The organism is Flavihumibacter sp. CACIAM 22H1 (assembly GCF_001601815.1).
Lineage (GTDB): Bacteria > Bacteroidota > Bacteroidia > Chitinophagales > Chitinophagaceae > Flavihumibacter.
On record NZ_LUKG01000113.1, the window covers coordinates 1 to 4,655 of the forward strand.

General features: G+C 44.4%; 7 protein-coding genes. 5 read left to right on the forward strand and 2 right to left on the reverse strand.

The window, feature by feature from the left end:
* Both A1D16_RS20025 and A1D16_RS20030 read left to right on the forward strand, forming a co-directional pair.
* On the forward strand, nucleotides 1–197 hold a 197-nt coding region (locus tag A1D16_RS20025), incomplete at its 5' end, for a hypothetical protein (RefSeq protein WP_290712869.1).
* Nucleotides 164–364: a hypothetical protein gene (locus A1D16_RS20030; protein ID WP_290712872.1), complete on the forward strand. Its 201-nt coding sequence runs from the start codon at nucleotides 164–166 to the stop codon at nucleotides 362–364. The genes A1D16_RS20025 and A1D16_RS20030, both read left to right, overlap by 34 nt.
* Before the next feature lie 3 nt (nucleotides 365–367).
* Here A1D16_RS20030 and A1D16_RS20035 read toward each other — a convergent pair whose 3' ends face one another.
* Nucleotides 368–1,045 (reverse strand): metal-dependent transcriptional regulator, encoded by a 678-nt coding sequence (locus tag A1D16_RS20035; protein ID WP_290712877.1) that lies wholly within the window; start codon nucleotides 1,043–1,045, stop codon nucleotides 368–370.
* Between the two features lie 97 nt (nucleotides 1,046–1,142).
* On the opposite strand from A1D16_RS20035, the gene A1D16_RS20040 reads away from it, so the two are divergent.
* The 3 genes from A1D16_RS20040 to A1D16_RS20050 all read left to right on the forward strand — a co-directional run bounded on the left by A1D16_RS20040 (nucleotide 1,143) and on the right by A1D16_RS20050 (nucleotide 4,267).
* The gene (locus tag A1D16_RS20040) at nucleotides 1,143–2,117 is read left to right on the forward strand and encodes a hypothetical protein (RefSeq protein WP_290712880.1); all 975 of its coding nucleotides are present in this window, start codon (nucleotides 1,143–1,145) and stop codon (nucleotides 2,115–2,117) included.
* A gap of 69 nt (nucleotides 2,118–2,186) precedes the next feature.
* On the forward strand, nucleotides 2,187–3,848 hold the full coding sequence (gene glgP, locus A1D16_RS20045; RefSeq protein ID WP_290712883.1) for an alpha-glucan family phosphorylase: 1,662 nt from the start codon (nucleotides 2,187–2,189) through the stop codon (nucleotides 3,846–3,848).
* A gap of 86 nt (nucleotides 3,849–3,934) precedes the next feature.
* Nucleotides 3,935–4,267, forward strand: coding sequence for a PKD domain-containing protein (locus A1D16_RS20050; RefSeq protein ID WP_290712886.1), 333 nt, complete (start codon nucleotides 3,935–3,937; stop codon nucleotides 4,265–4,267).
* Nucleotides 4,268–4,360: 93 nt separating this feature from the next.
* Here A1D16_RS20050 and A1D16_RS20055 read toward each other — a convergent pair.
* Nucleotides 4,361–4,655 (reverse strand): FKBP-type peptidyl-prolyl cis-trans isomerase (locus tag A1D16_RS20055; RefSeq protein ID WP_290712889.1); only part of this gene is annotated, 295 nt, incomplete at its 5' end.

Here is a 4,655-nt window from a genome sequence, read left to right on the forward strand (position 1 = left end):
CTACAGAAGGGCATTTTATTCATGCCGAACTTTCTTTTCATACCGGGAAACCTGCGGATTGTTATGTTGAAGCCATTGAAGCCACTACGTTTCTTTCTATACACAAAGAAGACCTCGAAAAATTATTCCTGGAGATACCGGTCCTCAACAACTGGCCCGCCTTATGGTATCGGAAATGTATATCCGAAAAGAACTGAGAGACCTGTCGCATTTACGGTTAACGGCGCGGGAACGGTTTCTTAATTATATGCATAAACACCCGGATATGATGCAACGGGTTTCACAGAAATACATCGCCTCTTACCTGCATATCAAACCAGAAACGTTTAGCCGCCTCAAACACCTGATCCGGCAGCGGAAATAAGCCCTATTTGCTGCCAGTTTCTTTGGCATACACCACAAATAGATGCATGGCGAGGTGCTCACTTATTGTAATTTTTGATTTTCCCTGAACAATAAGCTGCAGCGAACGGTCGAACTGAAACCTGTTGGTAATTTCAAGGCGGGTACCGATTTCAATAGAATAATGCTTTAATAAATCCAGCATATCTGCCGATTGGTTAGATACGCTGATTATGTCGGCAGCTATGCCCGTCGGAAGATCCATCAGGCAAATTTTTTCTATTAGCGGCATTTTGCCGTTGGCGTCGGGGATGGGATCGCCATGAGGATCGGTTTTGGGTTTTCCCAGAAATTCATCGAGCCGGTCAATCAGCTTCCGGCTGCTGATATGTTCCAGTTCCTCCGCAATTTCATGTACTTCTTCCCAGCCGAACCCAAGTTTCTCCACCAGGAAAAATTCCCATAACCGGTGTTTGCGGATAATTTGAAGTGCCACTGTTTTACCTGACTCCGTTAAGCGTACTCCTTTGTAAGGTTCGTATTCCAGCAAATCCTGTTCATGCAGTTTTTTAAGCATATCAGTTACGGAGGCAGGTTTGGTGCTTAACTGGCGTGCCAGTGCATTGGTGCTTACCACCGGTTCTTCCTGTTCCAGGTGATAGATGGCTTTTATGTAATTTTCTTTGCTGCTGGAATATTTCAAGCGGTAATATTTAGGCGAATCTAAAAAAAATACATAAATCAAAAAATTGAGGGTTTGTGAAATGGAGTATTTTAGCGACTTAAGGAAAACCTAACCAATGCATTGGAAAAACCAAATCGCTGTCATTTTACTTATTGTACTAATAACCGGATGTAAGTCGAAAAAAAAGCAATTGCTGGATACTGAAGAAGTGGTTGCGGCAGACTTTATCGATTTTTTCCCCGATATTAAGTTGCCGTTTCACCTGGCAGATACCTCTTTAATTAAAAAATCACCCGATTCCCTGCGGATCGGAAACAAAGTGTTTGCACAATTCGTTCCGGATTCCATCCTTCAGCCGGTATTCGGGAAAAAAACAGCCCCCCAGATTTACCCGATCGGTAAATCAATGATAAAAGATGGCGAAACCTACCTTTTGATCAAAGCAGCCCTGGGCACCAAACGGGCGGGATATGCCCTTGTTTTTGAAAAGGAAGCATTTAAAGCAGCCCTGCCTTTGGTGGTAACCAGCTCAAATCCCCCAAAAAATGAACAGACAGTAGCTAACCTAGATAGCCGTTATACCTTCACTACACTTCGTCAGCGCACCGCAGCAGACGGTCAGATACTCTACCATAAAGATGTTTATGTATACAATACAGCAGGCGTATTTACCCTGATACTGACCGAATCCAACGACCAGGCTAATAAAACACAGAAACTACTCAATCCCATCGACACGTTAACACTGATCCACAAATTAACCGGCGATTACCTGGGGGCAACAAGGAATATTGTCTCTTTCCGCGACAGTCACCGTAAAGGCGGATTGCTGTTTTTTGTGCATTTTGAAAAAGACAATGGAACCTGTATCGGCGAACTCAAAGGAGAAGCTAAAATTACCGGTGCAAATTCAGCCAGGTATACGGAAAACAATGGCCCCTGCGTTATTGATTTTAATTTCTCAGGAAATACAGTGACTATGAAAGAAGTGGAGGGCTGCGGCTCTTACCGCGATATAAAATGTTTTTTTGAAGGACGCTTCACGCGGAAAAAGAAATCCAGCACCACCGGGGCCCGTAAAAAGAAGTAAAAGAAGCGGTATCCGATGATTCCATTATATTGCGTATTTAATACACATTAGACAAACCAATGATGCCATATGAGTTTTAGAAATTTCACGGTTCCCTACCAGGGAGAAGAACGTTATTCGAAGAAGGTTGCCTATTTTTCGATGGAGTTTGCCATTCACCAGCCGTTAAAAATATACAGCGGTGGACTGGGTTTTTTATCGGGTTCACATCTAAGAAGTGCATATGAATTGAGGCAAAACCTGATCGGGATCGGGATACTATGGAAATTTGGGTACTATGATCAGGCGCGTAACCAGGACCAGACATTGCAGGTAACCTGGATGGAAAAACAATACAGTTTTTTACAGGATACCGGTATAAAGTTTCAGATTTCCATTCACGATCACCCGGTTTGGGTAAAAGTTTGGTACCTGCCGCCCGATACCTATCAATCAGCGCCCTTATTCCTGCTCAGCACAGACCTGCCGGAAAATGATTATGTTTCGCAAACCATTACTCATCGCTTATACGATGCCAATGTGGCCACCAAGGTAGCACAGTTTATACTGCTGGGTGTAGGTGGTGCAAAATTGCTTGATGAACTTGGCTTTACCCCCGATGTTTATCATTTAAATGAAGCCCATGGAATAAGTGCAGCATTTTACCTGTACCGGAGATTTGGAAATAATATCCAGGAGGTTCGGAAAAGGCTGGTATTTACCACCCATACACCGGAGGAAGCGGGAAATGAAAAACATGATATTTACCTCTGCCATAAAATGAGTTATTTCTGTGGCCTTTCACTGGACGAAGTAAGGCAGCTTACCGGCATACAGGATGATCAGTTTAACCATTCCCTGGTGGCATTAAGATTTGCCCGCATTGCCAATGGAGTATCGCAGTTGCATGGGCATGTTTCCAGAGCCATGTGGGAGAAATACAGTGGAATTTGCCCGATTCTCTCCATTACCAATGCTCAAAACTGGAAGTACTGGGCCGATAAACAGTTGTATCGTTTTATGGAAGAAGGCAATGATTACCAGTTTGATGACCGCAAGCGACATCTCAAACGCCGTGCCTTCGAAATTGTGGCAGACCAAACCGGAAAACAGTTTAACCCCGATGTTTTCACCATCGTGTGGGCACGTCGGTTTGCCGGATATAAAAGAGCTGAACTGATTACCCGTGATATTCAGCGATTTACCCGGCTGCTGGAAAATACCAGATACCCCGTTCAGATAATTTGGGCCGGAAAGCCTTATCCCATGGATTACCCGGCTATCAACGACTTTAATCACCTGGTTCATATGAGCCGGAATCATCGGAATATGGCGGTGGTAATCGGGTATGAACTGGCTTTATCAAAAAGAATGAAACAGGCAGCCGATTGCTGGTTAAACAATCCAAGGGTGCCCAGGGAAGCCTCTGGTACCAGTGGAATGACTGCCGCTATGAATGGCGCTGCTAACTTCAGTACGGATGATGGCTGGATCCCGGAATTTGTAAACCATGGTAATAATGGATTTGTAATTCCCAAGGCCGATTACGCCAATATGAACACGCATGAGCAGGATGAATACGACCTGCACATGTTATACCGGATACTGGAAGAGCAGATTCTGCCACTGTATTATGAGAACCGCGATACCTGGAGACAGGTGGTGAAAAACGGGATGAGGGATGTGCGCTTTCAGTTTGAAAGTAACCGGATGGCCCACGAATATTATGAATTGTTATACAATGCCCGATAATTAAGAAGGTTTTAGCAAAGCTCTTCCAGATTGGCATAATAATAGCAAGCTGTTAGACGTTTTAGTTTCAGTAAAAAATCCGTACTATGAATCTGATCCTTCTGACAGCTTCGCTGTTTTTGGCTTCGGCCTATTCGAACAATGGCAATATTCCGCCTACTGCAAATGCGGGTGGAGACAGCCGGGTTTCTACCAATGATTTTATTCAGCTCGATGGCACGGGTTCCCGTGAGCCAGATGGCATTATATCACGATACCATTGGGTACAAATCTCCGGTAATCCGGTAGAAATTGTAAACCAGGGCGCTGCCATAACCGGCCTTAATAAGGTGCAGAAAGGAACCTATACCTTCCGCTTAACTGTTATGGACGATAAAGGGGGAGTTTCCTCGGATGATGTAAAACTTACCGTAGAATAAATAAAGTGCCTCATCTGCACCAGGAATTTATTCAAGCCAAAAATAAAAAAGACCGGAACAATTGTCCGGTCTTTACTTTTTTATGCGGTTGTTTTACTTAACAATGTCAAGCAGCTCAACATCAAACACCAGGGTAGATCCGGGAGCAATTTTTGCACCGGCCTGTTGATCGCCATAAGCCAGATCTGCCGGAATAAACAATTTCCATTTACTTCCAACGGGCATTAGCTGAAGCGCTTCCACCCAACCGCGTATTACGCCATTTACCGGGAAGTCGATCGGCTGTCCACGGTCTACCGAACTGTCAAACACAGTTCCGTCAATCAATGTGCCATGGTAATGGCATTTTACTTTGTCTGCAGGACCTGGTTTCGGCCCGGTGCCTTCC

Excerpts from the sequence above, each read along its gene's own strand:
- A1D16_RS20030 (WP_290712872.1), top strand. The coding sequence starts at position 164 with ATGGTATCGGAAATGTATATCCGAAAAGAACTGAGAGACCTGTCGCAT.
- A1D16_RS20040 (WP_290712880.1), top strand. The coding sequence starts at position 1,143 with ATGCATTGGAAAAACCAAATCGCTGTCATTTTACTTATTGTACTAATA.
- glgP (WP_290712883.1), top strand. The coding sequence starts at position 2,187 with ATGAGTTTTAGAAATTTCACGGTTCCCTACCAGGGAGAAGAACGTTAT.
- A1D16_RS20050 (WP_290712886.1), top strand. The coding sequence starts at position 3,935 with ATGAATCTGATCCTTCTGACAGCTTCGCTGTTTTTGGCTTCGGCCTAT.